The 19715-nt window shown below is 55.1% G+C and carries 12 protein-coding genes; 6 read left to right on the top strand and 6 right to left on the bottom strand.

The features are described from left to right. Nucleotides 1-33 precede the first annotated feature (33 nt). Nucleotides 34-2814: a type VI secretion system tip protein TssI/VgrG gene (tssI, locus tag GJG85_RS00255; protein ID WP_204383514.1), complete on the bottom strand. Its 2781-nt coding sequence runs from the start codon at nt 2812-2814 to the stop codon at nt 34-36. A gap of 619 nt (nt 2815-3433) precedes the next feature. On the opposite strand from tssI, the gene GJG85_RS00250 reads away from it, so the two are divergent. The 3 genes from GJG85_RS00250 (at nt 3434) to GJG85_RS00240 (ending at nt 6954) form a co-directional block, all read left to right on the top strand. Then, entirely contained in the window at nt 3434-4507 is a 1074-nt protein-coding gene (locus GJG85_RS00250) for a hypothetical protein (RefSeq protein WP_204383512.1), read from the top strand. 596 nt (nt 4508-5103) lie between these two features. After that, nucleotides 5104-6390: a DNA (cytosine-5-)-methyltransferase gene (gene dcm, locus GJG85_RS00245; protein WP_204383510.1), complete on the top strand. Its 1287-nt coding sequence runs from the start codon at nt 5104-5106 to the stop codon at nt 6388-6390. A gap of 102 nt (nt 6391-6492) precedes the next feature. Continuing rightward, nucleotides 6493-6954 (top strand): very short patch repair endonuclease, encoded by a 462-nt coding sequence (locus GJG85_RS00240; protein WP_343300047.1) that lies wholly within the window; start codon nt 6493-6495, stop codon nt 6952-6954. Between the two features lie 167 nt (nt 6955-7121). On the opposite strand, the gene GJG85_RS00235 is transcribed toward GJG85_RS00240, so the two are convergent. Then, nucleotides 7122-8036 carry a hypothetical protein gene (locus tag GJG85_RS00235; RefSeq protein WP_204383508.1) on the bottom strand — a complete coding sequence of 305 codons (915 nt, stop codon included), beginning with the start codon at nt 8034-8036 and terminating at the stop codon, nt 7122-7124. 74 nt (nt 8037-8110) lie between these two features. On the opposite strand from GJG85_RS00235, the gene GJG85_RS00230 reads away from it, so the two are divergent. Together GJG85_RS00230 and GJG85_RS00225 are read left to right on the top strand one after the other, a co-directional pair. After that, nucleotides 8111-9328, top strand: a complete 1218-nt coding sequence (locus GJG85_RS00230) for a type II restriction endonuclease (protein ID WP_204383507.1) — start codon at nt 8111-8113, stop codon at nt 9326-9328. A gap of 605 nt (nt 9329-9933) precedes the next feature. Next, nucleotides 9934-10677 carry an HNH endonuclease gene (locus GJG85_RS00225; protein WP_204383506.1) on the top strand — a complete coding sequence of 248 codons (744 nt, stop codon included), beginning with the start codon at nt 9934-9936 and terminating at the stop codon, nt 10675-10677. Between the two features lie 75 nt (nt 10678-10752). Here GJG85_RS00225 and GJG85_RS00220 read toward each other — a convergent pair whose 3' ends face one another. Both GJG85_RS00220 and GJG85_RS00215 read right to left on the bottom strand, forming a co-directional pair. Further along, the gene (locus GJG85_RS00220; protein WP_204383505.1) at nt 10753-12162 is read right to left on the bottom strand and encodes a hypothetical protein; all 1410 of its coding nucleotides are present in this window, start codon (nt 12160-12162) and stop codon (nt 10753-10755) included. Further along, nucleotides 12159-14291, bottom strand: coding sequence for an ATP-binding protein (locus GJG85_RS00215; protein WP_204383503.1), 2133 nt, complete (start codon nt 14289-14291; stop codon nt 12159-12161). Before GJG85_RS00215 ends, GJG85_RS00220 begins: the two co-directional genes overlap by 4 nt. Before the next feature lie 658 nt (nt 14292-14949). Between GJG85_RS00215 and GJG85_RS34910 the strand changes: the two genes are divergently transcribed. Continuing rightward, on the top strand, nt 14950-15048 hold the full coding sequence (locus tag GJG85_RS34910; RefSeq protein ID WP_239468915.1) for a DUF2513 domain-containing protein: 99 nt from the start codon (nt 14950-14952) through the stop codon (nt 15046-15048). Nucleotides 15049-15843: 795 nt separating this feature from the next. On the opposite strand, the gene gyrB is transcribed toward GJG85_RS34910, so the two are convergent. Both gyrB and dnaN read right to left on the bottom strand, forming a co-directional pair. Beyond that, nucleotides 15844-18318 carry a DNA topoisomerase (ATP-hydrolyzing) subunit B gene (gyrB, locus tag GJG85_RS00205; protein WP_060314023.1) on the bottom strand — a complete coding sequence of 825 codons (2475 nt, stop codon included), beginning with the start codon at nt 18316-18318 and terminating at the stop codon, nt 15844-15846. A 191-nt stretch (nt 18319-18509) separates the two neighbouring features. Next, the gene (gene dnaN, locus GJG85_RS00200; RefSeq protein WP_006756934.1) at nt 18510-19616 is read right to left on the bottom strand and encodes a DNA polymerase III subunit beta; all 1107 of its coding nucleotides are present in this window, start codon (nt 19614-19616) and stop codon (nt 18510-18512) included. Between the last annotated feature and the right edge of the window lie 99 nt (nt 19617-19715).

The following is a 19715-nucleotide window of genomic DNA, read 5'->3' as shown; positions in this document are numbered from 1 at the left end:
AGGGCGAGTTCGCGTTCTAATTTGGACGCGCCGCTATCCGGCGCCGTCGCGAGGGAACGGCAACACTCGAATCAGTAGCGATTCGATATCGACGTTTTTCTGTACGGTGGTCTGCCCGGATTCGTCCGTCGTGCCCTTAATGACCGTTCCATCGCCGCGCACGATTTCGTATGGATGGTTCTTGAGGACTTCCCCGGTGATCTTGTGGCGCAGAACGTAGGGATCGTTGAACGCGGTATGCGGTCGTTCGTTCATGTGCTCAGCGAGCGAACTTGGCCCGAGTCGGCTGAACGACGCAGCCTTGCTCGTTCGGGCACCGAGCGTGCCTTCTTCGATGCCGTCGGCCGTGATGCGAATGTATGAACCGCCGCACTTCAGCAGCAGCTCTTTTTTGCCTTCGATGGAAATGCAGCCGCGATTGCTGGTGATCGCAAGATCCAAGTCCGCGTAGAGCCGCATCGCGTCGCTTTGCGCTTCGATCTCGACCCGGCCCTTCGCCGCGAACAACTTCATGCCTGCTTTCTGGACATACAAGCTGATTTTCTCGACAGCGGCTGCGATCAGCGACTTGCCCGTCGCGATGTGGGTATGTTCGCCACTGACAACATTGATGTGCTTGTCCGCTGCGATTTGTGTCGATTGCTGCGTCGTGGCCGCGATTCCTGCTGGGCTGGACATGACGATCAGCGGTGATGCGAAGCCGTTCGCTTTGCCCAGGCCGCCGCCATTCGTTCGACCGCCGGAGGTCTGGCCGGACTCCGGTTGTTGAGTGGCTTGTGCGATTGCTTCGAAGTCGTCGCGACCCGACTGTAGAGATTCAGCCTGTGCCGTCGCGCTCGCGTGCGACAACGACTCAAGCAGCATGCCGGAGCGGGTCAGCTGATCTCGTGCTTCGGTAACGTCGAGTTGGTCACTATCGATCGATTTCGCATGCGTGGTGAGATGGAGGCCTCGATTCGCTCGTACTGCACCGTAGTCGTCGGTGTGCAGTACGAATCCCATGCCGAGGTAGCGGCCCCGCGTGTTGCCGTCCTGGCGAATCAGGTAGCCCTGATGAAACAGGCTGTAGTGCTTGCCCGTGAAGGTGGTTAGCCGCGTGCTGCCTTGATTCGTTGCGTCGTCATGGACCAACGCGTTGTAGGCGCCTGTCTTGCCGAACCCCTTCGATTGGAACCCCGAGAGCAGCACGTTCGTATGCCAGGGTGGTGGCGTTGTCGCACCGTTGAGGCGGCCCAGCACGAACGGACGATCGCAGTCGCCACCCCAATGCCCGATCGCCACCCATTCGCCAGCGCGCGGGACATGCACCGCGCCATATGCATTACCCGTGTCGGCTTGCAGCGACAGCAACAGCGGTGACGTGCTGAAGGCGCCGGACGGACTTTGACGATCCCAAACATGGCGAACGCGGATCCGGTTCAGCGGGTCGGACCATGCTTCTTCGCCCTCGGGCGCAACGACGTGTGCATGTTCGATGTGTATCGCCGGTTTCGGGTGTTCAAACGGGCTGCGATACTGGACCGTCGTGGGTTGCGCTTCAATTTCGACGACGAAGAATCCGACTTCTCCGTCGCTGAAGTGTGGCCGAGAGTCGAAGCGAGGGCCGTGCTTCACTTTCGTATTGGTGATCGTCTGCTGCAGGCTGCTGGGAAAGGCATCGGTCTGTTGTCCAATCGGAATGTTGTTCTCGATGTACCAGCGCACTTCGATCGTGACGAATTCACGATTGTGCGGTGCGATCGCGATGTGCCTCGGGTGATTGTTCAGGACGAAGCGCGTACCCGCATCGATCCAGCGCAGGCCGCCCGTTCCTGTGTAGCGATGGGCCAGCGAATCCCATGCTTCTGTTCGAAGTCGAGCTCGCTGGTTGCCGGCGTCAAGATCGGCGTAGCCGTATGACGTCGACTCGAAAATCTCCATCGGTGCGGACGGAATGCGACGCGTCGTGCGGTAGCGACCTTCGTCAACCTCGTACGTTGTCGATGCAAGGTCGCTCGATGAATCGAAGTCGTGATGCGAACCTTTGTAATCGAACGACCGCGACGTGTAACGAACGCTTTGGAGAGTTTGGTGGGTGGACCATTGCGTCAGGCCGTCCGCTTCGTTGCCGGTGTCATCGCGGCAATATTTCACCGAGCTCGCTTCGGGCAGGGACGACAGGCGATCGATAATGACCAGTATCGTCGTCGGCCGCTCGCCCTGTTGGACTTCCATGTGTTCCCAATAGCAGTACCAGCCTTCGTCTTCGAGTATCCGGTGAACGAAGTTCAAGTCGGAGTCTGCTTGCCGGCAATACGACCGTACTCGCGGAGAGTTTGTGATGTCCAGGCGGACGCAGCCGCGAAGCTGCGGATACCGGTTGAGCACGTCAAGCAGGATCTCGCGTGCGTCCTTTTCCAGCCAGTAGTGATCGTCGCGTGCGTGGCCGAGGAAGAAAAGGGCCGATGCGAACTCGATCTGGTAGACGGCGAGATCGCCGTCGCCGCCCAAGGTTCCGGCGCGATGCACGAAGCCGTGGATCGGACGATACGTCGAGCTTGTGAAAGGTGCGCTTGCTTGCTGAATCCAGAGTGTGACCGGTTGGTGCATCAGCGAGAGCAGTGCGATGTCGTTGCGGGTTGATGCGACGTCGACAGTCCATCGGTAGTCGCGGCCGATCTTTGCCCATCCCGTTGCGCGGAGTGGAATCAGCTTGTTTGTACCGAGAGGCGTATCCAGCTTCAGCAGTCGTTCATGCTGCAGGAGGCCTCGGCGGAAGGCGTCGACAAGGCTGCGGGATGTGAATTTTCCAGGTGTCGGTGGTCTTGCCAACAAGGTTTTTCTCCCTTTCTCTCAGGTTCCTCGCACGGTGGCGGAGGCGAGGACGATCATGTTGTCGTCGCGTGTTTGTCTTCTGAAATGTCCTAATCGATGTGGCGTGATTTTGGACATGCACTAAGGAATACGAAATTAGATGCTGGCTCGGGTGCTCTGGATAGAAACGTGGTCGTCATCGGAACCGGAGAGGGAAATTTGCACCAGGACGAAACTAGGCGGCAAGCCGTTCGAACTGCCGGATGAATGGGAGAGGGGACTTCGTTGAGGCGGATACTTTGCGCCAGCGTAGAGGACACGCTGTCTGTGCGAGGGGTCGCGCTTGATGTTTCGAGATTGGAAGACTGTCTCAGATTGTCACATTACAGGTGCGATGTTGGGGGCTCGGTACTTGTTATGTCTCAAATCGGTTGATCTCCCCGGAATAGCCAAAGAGCATAGACTCCCGAACTCCGGTAGCCGCCAGCTGCACCAACTCTGAAATCCTGTCAATACCCTTGTTAGCCGAAATCAGGACGTGAACAACTGTCAGCGGTTGGTTTGCGTTCAAATTGCAAAATATTGTTGCAGAGGTTTAGTATTAGCCCTTCGAAACACAATACAAATACCCGGAATCTAGATGCAGACACCGTGGGGGCGTCTCGAAGACCTTGACTTGACAGATCACGATCTGGCAGAAGAAATTCTTGCGGCAGACAAGCACCAGCTGATTGAGGGATTGGTCGTTGAATGTCTTTTCGACCAAATCGTGACGGAGATTCCGGCTGATGGGGGGCAAGCAGTTATCCCCGTTGATGTTGAGTCTGTGGTGGTCGATACTAGACGCGACACCGAACGTTGGGTTTGTCTTGTCTGGGCAAGGTCCCGGGGGGCTGGCCTCGGACGTTATTTGCGTTTGCTTGAAAGACGCTTTGTTCCTTATTTGGTGGCTTATAAGAATGGCGAGTTTCGTGCTGCGCGTGTGAGCAACGGGGAGAAATCGGAGCAATCGGTTCCGCTTTCGGAGCTGATGCATTGGATGTCAGGAAGGGACGCTGTCCCATTCCAAGTAGATGGGCAGGTCAAGAACCAGAATAGGCAGAGGCAGGCTTTCTGGGGATTTATATCCGCATACTACCGGGGCAACGTCGGCGCACGAGTCATACTTCCGCGTATTTTGATCAACTGCGCAATTCAACCGTACTTTCGATCGGTCTGGAATCTTGACAGGATATTTCTCGTCGGAGATGACATTTGGTTGTTTGAAATCAAGCACAAGTATCCGATGGGCGGCCGAAGCTTGCGTTTCGGCATAAACGTGGGAGAGCTCGGAGTTCTCGGCCACTTGACCGGTGCCGGCATACGCTGCTTGCATACCATTCTGGTAAAACCGCACTGGTCCAAGGACGTAGGTTCGATGTACTTGATGAACGACCTTGACATGCGTGCTCGGGCTGCACTAATTGCAACCGTGTTAGACAAGGAGCGGATTTCACAGATGATGAGGCAGCAATCCGGGCAGTCGGCAGCTCATACGTCAATAAATGGAAAATCTACTCTTGCATACAAAGAAATCGAGGCTTCCGAATTTCACGAATTGGGACGGCTTTCTGACGAAGCTGAGCAATTGGCTGGCAGATTAGCGGCCACAATGAACGGAGCAATTGCCAGCCCAGTACGTCGGGAATGGTTGGAACAACTACGGATTTCATGACAGAGAGTGCTATTGGTATTCATTCCGTTGCTACGATTTACTCGATTTTCTGCGCGAAGACGCTCATCGAGAAACTCATTGCGACCGACGCGCCGATTTGAACAGTGATTCGGCCGCGATTTCCTCGTGTCCCGCTAAATATAGCGATCGGGCGTTAGAGAAAGCCATCATATAGTTAAAATTTGCGCTTGACAGTTGATCGATGAGCTCACGCTTGTCGACCGTGATCAGTACAACGTGCACGCTGATGACTCCGTTTGAGAAGGATAAGCCGCTGCATGTGGGGCCTTGCCGCCGGCTTGAGAGGTTCCGCCGCACGACGGTGAGGGCCTGAAATCGATCAAACGGAACAATCTCCTCCGATATTGGCAGCGAAGCTAGACAGCCGTACGCCATATCGACACCAACCGCTATGAGTCGCCACGATGTACATGGTGAGGGATAGACGCGGTCCCCCTCTTGCTCGGAGCCGTCGCGATACGAGCTACCACAACTCCTTGACGCAGATGCCGCAAGTCCTTGGACCGGTTAGTTGATTCCCGCTTGACGCTGGGAATCAGACCCATCATTATGCAAAAAAATTTCCCAGCGAAGCGATGAAATTACCAGACACCAATGTGGCACTTCAATACCTACACGAGGCGGCGCGCTACTTTTCCCGGACGGAGATTGCGCAGAGACTAGGTGTCGGACCCTCAACGGTAAGCCGTTGGCTCTCGGCGGAGACTGCGCCGAAGCCGTATGTTGTTGACACTCTCAAGTCGATGCTTCAGCCGTTCGGAGCATCGGCTGCGAAAGCAGACTTCACCTTCATTGACCTTTTTGCAGGCATAGGCGGGATTCGCAAGGCATTCGAACTTCATGGGGGGCAATGTGTGTTCACCAGCGAGTGGGACACCTATGCGCAGAAGACCTATCACGTGAATTTCCCGGACGGGATGCCGATTCATGGCGACATCACGGATGTCGACGAAGCGAACGTTCCCACCCATGACGTGCTGCTCGCGGGTTTCCCGTGTCAGCCGTTCAGCATCGCGGGCGTGTCAAAGAAGAATGCACTTGGGCGAGCACACGGCTTCCAGGATGAAACGCAGGGCACGTTGTTCTTTGACGTTGCGCGAATCATCCAAGAGAAGCGCCCGAAGGCGTTTGTGTTGGAGAACGTCAAGAACCTGCAGTCCCATGACAAGGGGCGTACTTTCGACGTAATTATTCGAACGCTTCGGAACGAGCTTGGTTATCACGTCCACTACCGCGTCATCGATGGCCAGCACTGGACGCCACAGCATCGCGAGCGCATTGTGATTGTCGGATTCCGGGAACCAACACCGTTTAGCTGGGAATCACTTCAGTTGCCCGAGAAGGGCGGAGTGAAGATGAAAGACATTCTGCATAAGGTCGATGGCAGTGAGCCTTGGCTCGAACATGACGGAGATCGGTATTTTGACCACGAAGCACGGAAAGTAAACGACAAGTACACACTAACGCCCAATCTCTGGAAGTACCTTCAGGACTATGCAGCGAAGCACAAGGCGAAGGGTAACGGCTTCGGCTACGGTCTTGTCGGACCGGAAGACATTGCGCGTACGTTGTCTGCTCGTTACTACAAGGATGGCTCGGAGATTCTCGTTGCACAAAAGGGCACGAATCCAAGACGCCTGACGCCGCGCGAATGCGCGAGGCTGATGGGATATCCAGATAGTTTCGAGATTCCGGTCTCAGATACACGTGCGTACAAGCAATTTGGAAATTCTGTTGTTATGCCGGTATTCAGGGAAATTGCGCGGATTGTTAAACCATGGATTGTCGAAGGTGGATTTGTTCCAGTGATTGGAGATTTCTTCACCGATGAGCCTGTCGACCAACAAGTCGCAACGACATGAGGTAGAGTCGTTGGTCGCGGATTACCTACGATTTTGCGATGCCGACTTGGTAATACGGAGAAGTGAGTGACGGACATAGTCGACAAGGAAACTCGTAGTCGCATGATGTCGGGGATTCGTGGCAAAAACACCAAGCCGGAATTGATGATACGGCGTGCCCTTCACTCACGAGGATTCCGATACCTAGTACATTCTTCAAATTTGCCCGGAAAGCCAGATATGGTATTTCCGAAATACCGTGCAGTAGTATTTGTGCATGGTTGTTTCTGGCACGCACATGGCTGCAAGTACTTCAAGCTTCCTGGAAGCCGGACGGAGTTTTGGCGGGAGAAGCTTACAAACAATCGGAAAAGAGATGAGGTTGTGCTCGCAACGGTGCAGGCACTTGGTTGGCGAGTACTCGTCATATGGGAGTGCGCGACACGGGAGTTCCGAGCGGGGGAATCCGGAGACGCGTTCATCGAGACTGTCGCGCAATGGATAACAGGTAAGGCGCCAAGTGCAGAAATCGGGATCGACGGGCAGCTTTGTACGCTAACTCGATTCGAAGCTGCTGCTTTGTAATGTCTTGCTCGTCACATAGCAGAGACCTGTATGTTGAAATCAACAACCAAAAGCGTTCTTTTGTCGCTAGCTCCATGAGTTAAGGGAATAGAATTGATGTCGAGTTTTGGGGCCGCGCGACCGGTCGAATCGACTCGACCAACCGCGCGGGAGCTGGAAAACTCGAGTCACGGATAACGGTGAAGAGCTCCGTGATTGCAAAAATATTGCATATCGGCTGCGAATTGATCCAGAGGGCGATACAGCGAGTCTTGCCTCTGGGTACGGTGAGCTCGGCTGGCAGGGTCGAGATCCATAAAAGTATCCATGGGCATATAGACTGCCAACGGCGATGCGCCAAGTAGTGTCAGTGTGCGCTGCGGTCCGAACTCTGTGGCATTGCGGAAAAATCCAACGGCGACTTTCGGCTCGGGGGCATCCCTGAGCCCGCGCAGCAAACGCTCTCTGGCGTTGTAGCTTTTGATTTCAACGCTCAGGCGCCGTCTCGCACCATCAGTTTGAAGTACGACAAGATCCGCATCACTGTTGGTGCCAGTCGTGATGAAGTGAGTGCCCTCCACTAAACCTGAATTTTCCAGTGCCCTTGCGACAAGACGCTCATTTATGCGGCCCGCAGTTGACGTCACGCCATTGTTTGTATCGCGAACAAATTGGGTGTAGTCCTCATACAGAAAATCAATCAACTCCTCAATTTCCTGTAACGGTCGCCCATCGGCGTCAGCTCTAATGCTCTGCCTCAGATATTTGGAGTGCATGGGCCGTATTACACGATCGACAAGGTTCTTGCAGGCCTGATTAGCCGCCCACAAGCTGGTCGCGGTAACCTTTCCGATGTCTTGCTCCGCCCGATCTATCAGCACGTCGGCTTCGGGCAAAAAACCTTCGATTCGATCAATGTAGTCAGGATTTCGCGCGAGAAATGTGCGCAGGTTTTTCTTGACGGTAGGTGCAGCTGTGCTAAACAGATCCCGTATCACTTCGAAGTGAACTTGGCCCTCCGTGGCATCAAGTTTGTTTCTGATTTCATCGTGGACGCGCTGCGTAGCCCGTGAAACGGGTTGATCGGGGTTGTATCGGGCCATTCCTTCGGTCTTATAAGTTGAGCGGTGAGCTATCATAGCAGCCGAGCACATAACATTGCCAACTGGTGCGAAACATGAAACGGGGCCATCTTTCGGAATACTTTGTTGGGGTTGCGATCAAGCGACTCAGCGCGGTTGAAGCTGATGTACTGACAAGCAACCAGCACGAATTCAATGGTGTTGAGTCTCTCAAACGAATTTTCGGTCAAGCTGCCGGCAAGCAGACATTTCCAGCACGATTCGTCTATCTTTCAGACGACGATGACAATCCCGTCGTGGCGGACGGCTTCCTCACTTGGTACGACGCTCGCGAACGTCATCCGACCCGTTCGGAGCATCGGCTCTACTTTCCGACTACCACAGTCTCTCAATGCGCTGCCGCTGGTGATTTGCTGGTGATTGCGCGCAAGCCTGACGGCTCCGCGCTTGTAGTCGTAGCAGAAGACGGCTCAACTATCGCAAACCAGATCTGTTGGCTTTTCGGTGCAGACGATCTGGAGCATCCAGGTTTCTCGGTGCGATCCGAATTGGAAACGGAGCAGGATCGTATTCAGTTTGCCTCTCGATTTATTCTGGAGCAGATCGGTATCGTTGTTGAGGTTACGGAAGAGAGCTACCTCGAAATAATGCTCAAGAAATTTGATGGTGGCTTCCCAACGACGCGCGAGTTTTCTGCATGGGCGCGCTCCACTCTTCCTGACATAGTCGCTTGTGATGACGCTGATGTTGCAATTATGGCGTGGATGGAAAGAGAGGAGAATCTCTTTCGTACTCTTGAGCGTCATCTTATTTCAGATCGACTTGCAGAGGGTTTCAAGGGTGACGTCGATGCGTTTATCTCCTTCTCTCTGTCTGTTCAGAATCGTCGAAAGAGTCGTGTTGGATTAGCTCTGGAAAATCATTTGGAAATGGTTTTCAGGGAATGCGGGATTAAATGTCAACGAACTGCTGTTACAGAAAACAAATCAAAACCTGATTTTTTATTCCCTAGTTCGGAGGCATACCACGATCCGGAATTTGATCGCGGTCACTTGACGGTTCTAGGTGTCAAGAGTACTTGCAAGGATCGTTGGCGTCAGGTGTTGGCGGAAGCAAATAGGATTGAGGAAAAACACCTGCTGACTCTTGAGGCGGCTATTAGTACGAATCAAACAAACGAAATGAAAGCCAATCGCCTTCAATTAGTTCTTCCGCGAAGACTGCACGAATCGTACAGCGATGAGCAACGCGGCTGGCTACTCGATATTAAGGATTTTATTGCGCTTGTTAAGGAGCGACAGGAGTGCGTGTAAGCGCATCAATCAGTTACGACCTCTCTGGAAATTGTGCACCGGAAGGCGGCCTAGGTATTCGATCGCTCCGTCGTCCACACGTTGGCCGGAATCGATCTATCCGCATGTTGCTTTGCGCTTCCGGAGAAAATATAGTCGCTGAATCACTTTAAACGAGGTCGGAGAACAACAAGGAAAATGCCACAAGGATGCAGCCGTTCGTTCAGAGGTAATCGAGGTCAAGGCTCTTCGGCGTTGCGTTATGATGAAGAGCGTTGGTGGCGAACTGAAAGAAATATCCGGCGAAACCAGCATATATAAAATAATCTTTCAACTATCAGGGGGGAAACGTGAGTACTCCGCGAGCATGGTCGTTTCTAACCATTGATGGGGCGCGTCAATACGGTGGAAATTCCGGATACATTGACGATCCGTTATCGGTTTACCGTTACGACAGCAACGTTCCAAATCACCGTCAGGTGTCGGAGGGGGACATAATAATCTTACGCTCGAGGACGATTATTCTAGGCATTGCGAGAATTGAGCGCATTGTGTCCGGCGATGGCGAGAAAGAACGGTTGCGATGTCCAACTTGCGGTACGAGCCAAATCAAGGAGCGAATAACAATGCTCCCGCGATGGGCGTGCCGCGAACGGCATGCCTTCGACACTCCGACGCGGGAAGCGATTCGCGTCAAGACATTCGAGGCGCGCTACGCTAAAACCGTTGGTCCTGCGCCGCGATTGCTGACGTTGCGGGACGTCAACGACGCCGTCTTACGCCCCAGCGACCAGATGTCCATAAAGGAGCTCGACCTTGCAAAGATCGAACACCTATTTTTGGATGACGCGCGTGGTCGACAGCTTATTGTTGATTATGCGGGTGCGATCACGCCGGAAGACGTCGCTGACGCCGATGACGAAATAGCAGAATCGATAATCGAGACGCGCCGACGAATTGTGCGCGAAGTGAGCTTGCGACGCGGACAAGCTCAATTCCGAAATCGGCTAATTCGACAGTATGGAAACACATGTCAAATCAGCCGATGTGCATTTCCCGGCCTCCTCGAGGCGGCACACATCATGCCTTATGCGAAATCGAACGATAATGGTGCGCACAACGGGCTGCTGCTACGTAGCGATCTTCACACCCTGTTCGACCTTTGGCTGTTAGCGGTCCACCCAATCACCCTGACCGTGGCGATTCATCCCGCCTTACACGAGATGGGCTACGGCCATTTTCATGGAGAACCACTCTTCACGAACGGAGTCAATGGGCCCGACCGCACTGCGCTTGGCCTTCGATGGGAGCTTTTCCAAAAACGTATGTCAAATGATGCCTCCGGGGATGCTAGGCATGATTTGAAATGATGCAGGCCGGCAATTTGCTATTTTCGTGGATTGTCGCCCCTCCCCGGTCAGGGCGACATGATTCGATGGAGGTTCTCACGATTCATTAGAAAAACTAACGACACCCGGGCGGGCGACGTACCGAGAGTAGTTATGAATCAGCTCCGCGAGGATCCCGCTGCGTATCCGGAGCACTACATCACCTAGTATGCTCGCCTTCGCCGGAAGTCCGAGCAAGTACCGGAAGTTTGCGAATAATACCAACGGTTTTCCATCTGCCAGTTCGATTTCTGGCATTCGGTAAATAGCGTTATGACGCCTGTCCGTTATGGCGCCGTCCATTCCCTTAAATTTGGTGTTGTCTTCTCTGTCGTTCGGCACAAGTGCCGCCAAGACGTATCGGTATAGCCTCGACTTTCTCTGTGCGTGATCGCAATCCGCACTTATCTCAATAAAACCCCATTTAACGGATTTTCTGATTTCACTCTTTTGGATTCTAGTGAGGTCCGAGACGTCGACGAATTCTTCAGATAGTTCCGCTACTGTTTTTCCGAAATGTGACTTGAAACAATCGTCGCTGAGATGGTCATTGGAAATCGCGACAAATGCACCGCGATCTGTCTTTTCGATTTGCGCCGTAATCTCCGACACGCAATAAAACGCATTTAGTCGTCTATCAGCACCGTTTTCGCCAAAGGCGATTGGACTATTTGATTTGACTTGTGGCATTGTCGCCATCCACATTTCGCGTATTCCGTCGGCCGTAGCTGAGCTGCGCTCGAGATTATCCACGAGCATTGGCTGAAGCCCGAGATGGATAGCTTCATCGGGTCGGTCTGCCGCATTCTTTCTTCCAGTCGCCTCCTGGGCGATCCGTCCGAGGACCGCACTCAGGTTATCCGCATGCTTAGCAATATCCCAAGGTATCGAAGGAGACAGAACTTTCGTTAACGCATGAAGCGTAGCTGACGCTGCCCTTCCGATTTCGCGTTCCCACGCCATCAGCGCCGTCAACTGAGGCGATGTCTGAACGACACTGTCGATGCCATTTCGCAAACCTTCTAGCCAGGCTTTGCGGGCATCGGCAGACTCCGGCATCTTGAAATCGTTCTTGTCCAGAGCGCTGACCACGATCGGCGTCGGAATTTCGGCGTGACGCTCTCCTAGGATCTGAAGAACTTCGTCTACAAGATACCGGTGTTTGGACCAGAATATAAGAGCGTATGGTCCGTTATCTAGTGGAACAACTGCTGAGATAACTTCTGCGATGGTAGGTGCTATGTCTTTCGGCGACGGTGCAGATGAATCGGCAAGATTCATGTCCACGAAGAGTAACCGAATGCATAACGACTTGTGGTCAGGCACCCCGATCACGCCCGCGTCGACAGAATACCGTAACGGCAGGACTGGGATATGCGCCTCATGCATACCTGTCACTAACTCCTGAAGTTCAGTTTCATCGTTGTCAACGATTACTGTTCGAATGAGGCCCAAAGAAGTGGTCATTTGTTTTTGAATTTTAGAATTGCAGCTGCCCCATCGAGTGGTGTGGGAATTTGAATGAAATCACGCAATTCCTCAGCAGACATGACAGAAAAAGAGCCGCCAATTGATTCCATCACAAGGTTTGTAAAGTACAGGCCGAGTCCCATGCCGCCGGGCTTCGTGGTTTCAAAGGGCTGGGTGGCCATATCAACTGGGAGCTCGAATCCCGGGCCGTTGTCGACGACCGCTATTGCATGGCTTTCCGCCGAATCCGCGAATGCTGTTATGTATATAAAAGGTGGACGAGAATCCGAAGGATCTTCTTCGGCACGAGCCCGAGCCCAATAGATAGCGTTGTCGATCAAATTTCTAAGTGCGCCGATCACTAGATTAGGCGGGCACTCTGTTGCGAAGTCATCGACCTCTCCGGAAAGTAACGGCGACGAGAAATGTATTTTATGGTGTGCGAGCCGTGATTTAGTGAGAGTAAACGCTCGATCTACGAGTGAATATGCGGTCGCCCGCTTCTGGCTATTGCGCTTCAAAAGCGGCGCAAAGCCATCCAAGAGGCTCACCAAATGCCCGGTGCGCTTCTTGAGCGAGTCCAACGACTCGTTGTTTTCAATCCCCTTATTTATTGCACCAATTTCTCGCTCGACTTCATGGAAAATCGTGGCCAAGTTAAGTCCGGCAAGACCTGAGCTCACCATTACACTGCGAACCTGTTTATATTCTCTTTCGATCGTGTCAATGTGTGGCTTAAGTTCGCCTTCAAGCCCTTTATCTTTAATCGCTTTTTTGACAATATCGACCGCATGTTCGAATGACTCGGGATGTGGCGTGGCCTCGCCTTTCCCTTTAAGTGCAGCGTCAAGTTGGCGGCGATCATCCTGTCGTGTAATATCAAGTAACTCGACGACGCTTTGGATGATGTGCCTAAACCTCAGGAATGCAGAATTTTCATCAAATCCTTCCCGATTTGTTTTCTCTTTGAGTTGACCGCTGTCCGTTAGCTTGAGATTGATTGCTGCAATCACTGAGTTGGTTGCCATGCGCTCCGCGGGGCGATTGATCCGTCGAACGTTCAATCCAAGCCAGTCGTCGCCTGCCTCACCGTAGTTATATACGCGAATGCCATCGCGGTATACACGTACCCCGGTTTGTTCGTCCAAATATTCTTTCAGTTGCTGAGTATTCCCAATTTTTTTCATCAGATCGGCTCGGCGATAGTACACAAAAAAATGTCCAGTAATATCGCCTATGCCATTTAGATCGGAGCTAATGAGTGAAATACTCTCGTCGTCTCGATCGAGCCGCTTCCTGTCTTCTGCGGTTAACTCGATCAGGCGAAGTGAGTCGTCATCTTTTGATGTAACCCGTTTTTCCACGCCGGACATGCTGGGAGGACTAAATTCATATTTCCAGCTTATTTTGGCGTTTACAATAGAAAAGCTAAATTTCCAGATTGCATTATCTAGAATGTCGCCAACATCAAAAATGTCATTGAGCCAGGATTCTCTTCCCGGCACGTTGAGTTTCACCGAAAAACTATCCACAGACGAAAAGGGGCTAACGAGAGTGGATATTAGTTTTTTTAATGACCGAATATCTCTTCTTGTCCACTCGGCTCTCTCGAGTTGGGTTATTTTAAGGCACGTTCCGGTACGATTTTTCTTATATTTGAGAGGCTGCGAAAGCTCACGGATATCCACTGAGGTTTCGTCGATTCTCTTGTCCCCGGACAGATTTTCACTCCAATCGACCTTAACGAAGCATTCTCTTTTATTTTCGGCGCGGGATAACAAACGCTGCTGAGTTCCGAGTTTATGCGCCGCGAGGCGGCCGACTCCCTTTTCTCCAAGTGGATAGCGCAAGAAGCGCTTGCTGACTACTTTGTTTGCGCCGCGCTTGGACGGGGTTCCGATTTCGAGCCATTTGGTAACGATCGTGTCTCTATCCATACCCGTACCGTCGTCCTCAACAGATATATAAGGTTCCTGCGCGTTGAGATCTACGGTAACTTGGACGTTGGTCGCATCTGCATCGTACGCGTTCTTGACCAGTTCGAAGACCGCTAGACGATCATCGCCGATTAGTTCGTCGCCCAGCAGCTTCAGGACATGCGCTCTCGCCTGAAAGGAGTGTTTCATATCTTTTTGGTAGGTTATCGCTCAGGAATTGCTCGGTAGCGTGGCTGGATACGTTACCAACCGCGGTCGTTCGATTTCGATAAGAGCAATGCACTCGGCAAGGTTCAATCTAGGCGCAATGCCGTTGTCCTATGTTGCAGTGCCCGGTAGTGCCGGTACGCGTATGGCCCTCGAATATGGGTTGCGGTTGAAGACAATCGAATCGTTCAGCATAACGCGATCTTATACGACAATGGGTGAGTACGGTCGACGTCGCCTAGCCCGAAGCATGACGAGACGTTGACGTTTAGTGATCAGACCCTTTATCGTGCTCTGTATTTGATACTGTGCTTTATCAAATATATGAGGGAGGCAATATGAGCTGGCTGTGGACGTGGGGCGGGACCTGCTTTGGCTATCGGGACGGCGACAACCTGTGAACGCATGATCGTCGCCATGTCTGGCGTTTTGTCGGGGACGAGGTGTCTGACCGGAACGGCGCCTATCTCGGCGAAGTCAGGAACGGCAACCGACTCATCACCAACCGAGCTAAAAGCGGATGGCGGAGGGACGCCTTCACGCCACAGGGTCGCCGAACAGGCTATGTTCGCTATACGAATTACACAGGGTATGTGATGTACACAGGGCGCCAAGACTTTCCGGCGCCGGAGATGCTGCGATGACGCGTGACATGGACCTGATCCGTGAGCTGATGCTGAAGCGGGAGGCGCTGCCAGTGCCGACCGCCGGAATGGTGGTGGTTGACGCACCAAGGTAAGCGTCGAAGACTACACGGCCGAACAGATCGACTATCACCTGTCGCTGCTGGAGCAGGCCCGTTTCATCCATGCGTGAGGACTGGACTTCGGCATGTCGGCTCCCGGATTCGGCCCTAGGCTGGGCTTTTGCAGCCCGACCTGGGCGGGTCATGATTTCTCGATGCCATGCGCAGCCCGAATGTATGGGACCGGACCCAGAAGGCCGCATCGGTGGCCGGTGGTCTTACGGTGGATCTGCTCGTGTCTGCTGCGAAAGGCTGTCTCGAAGGCAAGATCAAGGGCTGATTGGTGGCTAATACAGCCCTTGCCCTTCCGACCGGCGCGACAGTACCGGCGCTGGTGGCGTCGGCCGGCGAACGGGCTAGCATCAGCTTTCTGAAGTTCTTCGCCTCGGCGATCCGCAATCCGCACGCGCGGCGTGCCTATGCGCGCGGCAGGGGATTTTCTCGCGCGGTGCAGCGGCACCGGCGTGAGCTTACTGCTTCCTATGATCCAGGGCACGCGCGCACCTGATGCTCCTCCGCAAGGTTGACAGAACCCACCTCCATCGCGATATTGCGCCTCGCCCCAAATGCGAAAGAGGGTTACAGGCTTTTCGTCTGTAACCCTTCGAGTTCCGCAATCGGACAATTCGAGCCAACCACAACCGAATCGCACCCTCAAAACATGCGAAGCGGACCTATCGCTGGGTGCTGTCTGATGACAAGCACGAAAATCTAATCATTTCCGTGCATTCAAGTCCAGCCAACTTGGCGCTAGTACAACGAATTCCGTTTCCCTGCAATATTGTATGATTAAACGTCAATATTCCCCGCCCGCAACGCGTTCGACTCAATAAACGCCCGCCGCGGCTCGACATCATCCCCCATGAGGGTAGTAAAGATCCCATCCGCCGCAATCGCGTCTTCGATCTGCACGCGCAGCAGACGCCGCACTGCCGGATCCATCGTCGTTTCCCACAGCTGCTCGGGGTTCATCTCGCCGAGCCCCTTATAGCGTTGTTTGGAGACGTTGCGTTCAGCATCCGCCAGCAGCCACTTCATCGCGCTCTTGAAGTCCGCCACGGCCATGCTGCGCTCACCGCGCTTGATGACCGCACCTTCCCCGATGAGCCCCTTGAACGTATTCGCCGTCGTCACGAGCTGCTGATAATCCGCCGTGTGCTGGAATTCCTGGTCAATGACCGAAACCCGCACGTTGCCGTGATGCGTCCGCTCGACATGCAGCGCTCGCTGTTCGCGAACCGCGTCATACGAAGGCACAACCCGCACTTCATTCTTCAGCGCTTCATCATGCAACGCGGCATGCAGCGCCTTAGCCGAAGCCTCGGTCGACTCCTCATTGGAAAGATCGATCACCACGCCATCCATAACGGCTTCCAGCGCAGCCGGGTCATACAACCGGCTCAACCGCTCGATCACGCTCTGCGACAGCAGATACGACCTTGCCAGCTCGCCAAGCGCATCACCCGAAATCGCCGCCGCATTCTCCCCAGGCACCAGCTCCGACCCTTGCAGCGCCAACCGCAGCATATGCGCGTTGAGCTCCACGTCGTCCTTCAGATACCGCTCGTCCTTGCCCGCCTTGATCTTGTAAAGCGGCGGCTGCGCGATATACACGTACCCGCGCTCGATCATGTCCGGCATCTGGCGATACAGGAACGTGAGCAGCAGCGTCCGGATGTGCGCACCGTCGACGTCCGCGTCGGTCATGATGATGATGCGGTGATAGCGAAGCTTGTCGAGGTTGTAGTCTTCCTTGCCGATGCCGCACCCAAGCGCGGTCACGAGCGTGACGATCTGCTCCGACGACAGCAACTTGTCGTAGCGCGCCTTTTCGACGTTTAGCACCTTGCCGCGCAGCGGCAGGATCGCCTGGAACTTCCGGTCACGCCCTTGCTTCGCCGAGCCACCTGCCGAGTCGCCCTCGACGATGTAGATTTCGCACTTCGCCGGGTCTTTCTCCTGGCAGTCCGCGAGCTTGCCCGGCAGGCCGACGCCGTCGAGCACACCCTTCCGACGCGTCATTTCACGCGCTTTCCGCGCCGCATCACGCGCCCGAGCAGCCTCAACGATCTTCCCGCAGATGATCTTCGCGTCGATCGGCGTTTCCAGCAGGAACTCTTCCAGCGCCTTCGCCACAACTTCCTCAACCGGCGCACGAACCTCGGACGAAACCAGCTTGTCTTTCGTCTGCGAGCTGAACTTCGGCTCCGGCACCTTCACGGAAAGCACGCACGACAGCCCTTCGCGCATGTCGTCGCCGGTCGTCTCGACCTTCGCCTTCTTCGCGATTTCGTTGTCGGTGATGTACTTGTTGATGACGCGCGTCATCGCGGCCCGCAGGCCGGTCAGGTGCGTGCCGCCGTCGCGCTGCGGAATGTTGTTCGTGAAGCACAGCACGTTTTCGTTGTAGCTGTCGTTCCACTGCATCGCGACTTCGACGCCCACGCCGTCCTTCTCGCCGTTGGCGAAGAACACGGTCGGGTGCAGGTTGGTCTTCGTCTTGTTGATGTACTCGACGAAGCCCTTCACACCGCCGGCGAACGCGAAATCGTCTTCCTTGCCCGAGCGCAGGTCCGTGAGGCGAATTCGCACACCGTTGTTCAGGAACGAGAGCTCACGCATCCGCTTCGCGAGGATGTCGTAGTGATATTCAACCGTGCCGAAAATCGTCGGATCGGCCATGAAGTGCACTTCGGTGCCGCGGTTCTCGGTGTCGCCGGTCACGAGCATCGGCGACACTTCCACGCCGTCCACCACCTCGAGCACGCGATCCTGCGCAACACCGCGGTGGAACTCCATGAACCGCTTCTTGCCGTCGCGGCGCACGGTGAGGCGCAGCCAGCTCGACAGCGCGTTCACGCACGACACACCCACGCCGTGCAGGCCACCGGACACCTTGTAGCTGTTCTGGTCGAACTTGCCGCCGGCATGCAGCTCGGTCATCACGATTTCCGCGGCGCTACGCTTCGGCTCGTGCTTGTCGTTCATCTTCACGTCGGTCGGAATCCCGCGGCCGTTGTCGGTCACGGAAATCGAGTTGTCGGCGTGAATCGTTACGTGGATGTCGTTGCAGTACCCGGCCAGCGCTTCGTCGATCGAGTTGTCGAGCACCTCGAACACGAGGTGGTGCAGACCGGTGCCGTCCGACGTGTCGCCGATGTACATCCCGGGGCGCTTGCGCACCGCTTCCAGGCCCTCGAGGATCTGGATCGACGAGGCGCCGTAGCTGCTGTTATCGGGTTGCGAATTGTGCTGTTCACTCATGGATATCTTCCGGTTCTGCGGGGCCACTCTCGTGGCGGCGCGGTGCGTTTCAGCGAGAAATCGCCGGGCCGCTCCAGTTTCCTGGCCCGCCCCAAGTGCCGAAAAGGCACTAAAAGGGCGGGTTGTCGGTTCGCCATAAAAACGCCAAAGGGGCTTGCCGCCCCCTGGTGTGTGTCGCGATGTCGAGCGCGTCAGATGCGCATCGGCATCACGACATACTTGAACTCGTCGTTCTCGGGCACGGTGATCAGCGCGCTCGAGCTGGCGTCGCCGAGGCTCACCTGCACGGTGTCGACCTTCAGGTTCGCGAGCACGTCGAGCAGATACGTGACGTTGAAGCCGATGTCGACGGTATCGCCCTGGTAGGCGATTTCGAGTTCTTCCTGCGCCTCTTCCTGATCGGCGTTGGTCGACATGATCTTCAGCTGGCCCGGCGCGATGATGCAGCGCACGCCCTTGAACTTGTCCGAGGTCAGGATCGCCGCGCGCTGCAGCGAACGCTGCAGTTCTTCACGGCCGATCTCGAACGTGTTCTTGTGCGCCTTCGGGATCACGCGCTGGAAGTCGGGGAACTTGCCCTCGACGAGTTTCGACACGAGCTCGACCTGGCCGAACGTGAACTTGGCCTGGGTCTGCGCGATGTCGATGGTGACGGTGTCGTCGATGTCTTCGAGCAGGCGCTGCAGCTCGAGAATCGTCTTGCGCGGCACGATGACTTCCTGGCGGCCGAACGTGCCGCCTTCGAGCTTCATCGACGAGAACGCGAGGCGGTGGCCGTCGGTGGCCACGGCCATCAGCTGATCGCCGTCGACGACGAGCAGCATGCCGTTCAGGTAGTAGCGGATGTCCTGCTGCGCCATCGCGAAGTGCACCATGCCGAGCAACTGGCGGAACGACTTCTGCGGGACGGTGAGCGTGGCGCCGAAATCCTTGGCCTGCGCGACGGTCGGGAACTCGTCGGCGGCCAGCGTCTGCAGTGCGAAGCGGCTCTTGCCCGATTGAACGGTGAGGCGCTTGTCGGCGAGCGACAGCGTGACCTGGCCGTCAGGCATCGCGCGCAGGATGTCGAGCAGCTTGCGCGCCGCGACGGTGGTCGCGACCTGGTCGCCGCCGACGCCGAAATCGGCGCGCGTGGTGATCTGCAGCTCCAGGTCGGTCGACAGGAATGAAACGTCCGGGCCGTTCTTGGTGATCAGCAGGTTGGCGAGGATCGGCAACGTATGGCGGCGTTCGACGATGCCGCTGACCGTTTGCAGCGGCCTGAGGAGGGTGTCTCGTTCGGTCTTGACCAGTTGCATAGAGTTCCTTCGTTGAGTAACGGCCTGCAGCGCAGCAGCCTCGCAGCGCCCCGCCGGCCGGGCTCTTGGCCCGCCACCACCGGGGCGGTCAAACCAGTA

Origin of the sequence: Burkholderia sp. MS389 (assembly GCF_016899425.1) — a bacterium.
GTDB lineage: Bacteria > Pseudomonadota > Gammaproteobacteria > Burkholderiales > Burkholderiaceae > Burkholderia > Burkholderia sola.
Note: the sequence above shows the minus strand (reverse complement) of the source record. Positions and strands in the feature narration are given on the sequence as shown.